The 554-nt window shown below is 42.4% G+C and carries 1 pseudogene; it reads left to right on the top strand.

The window, feature by feature from the left end:
- Positions 1-124 precede the first annotated feature (124 nt).
- A pseudogene (locus AACV12_RS12840) lies at positions 125-406 on the top strand (HD domain-containing protein); the annotation flags it as partial.
- Between the last annotated feature and the right edge of the window lie 148 nt (positions 407-554).

Genomic DNA, 554 nt, shown 5'->3' with positions numbered 1-554 from the left:
CGCCCATGTTTTTTGTTTCCTCTTACTTGTGGTGAATAAGAGGTTTACTTCTAACATGGGCACTTCTGCGGGCAATAGCCCCAAGGTTCAATCACCACCGCCCAAGGCGGTGGTTTAGGGGTGACAACAAAAGACTCAAGTTTTCCCGCTAGAGCGTAACGCAGCTGTACGAAGCCGTTTAACTCACTCCCTAGAAGTCCAACAAGTTGGCCGTTTTATTACCCAACTCATCTTTAAGCATTTGCCAAAAGAAGAACAAGAAAAATATTTTCTTGAGGGGTTAGATCGACAAATTGAGTCAATTGTTGAAATGTCTTGTGTGATGCACGATATCGGCAATCCGCCATTTGGCCATTTTGGCGAGCAGGCAATCAATGATTGGTTTACACGTAACTTACCTTCACTTATCACTAATTCGAAAGGCGAATTGTAGTGGTCAACTAAAATTGGCCACGGTTTTAGAGTTTTCCCAATATAATCGTTCTGATTCATTGGGAGTTAAACCACCGTTATACTGATGTGGTCTGAGTTGGCAGTAATATCCGATAATGTAA

The sequence above is a fragment of the Vibrio sp. 2-2(8) genome (genome assembly GCF_963888495.1).
In the GTDB taxonomy this organism is placed as follows: domain Bacteria; phylum Pseudomonadota; class Gammaproteobacteria; order Enterobacterales; family Vibrionaceae; genus Vibrio; species Vibrio anguillarum.
Note: the sequence above shows the minus strand (reverse complement) of the source record. Positions and strands in the feature narration are given on the sequence as shown.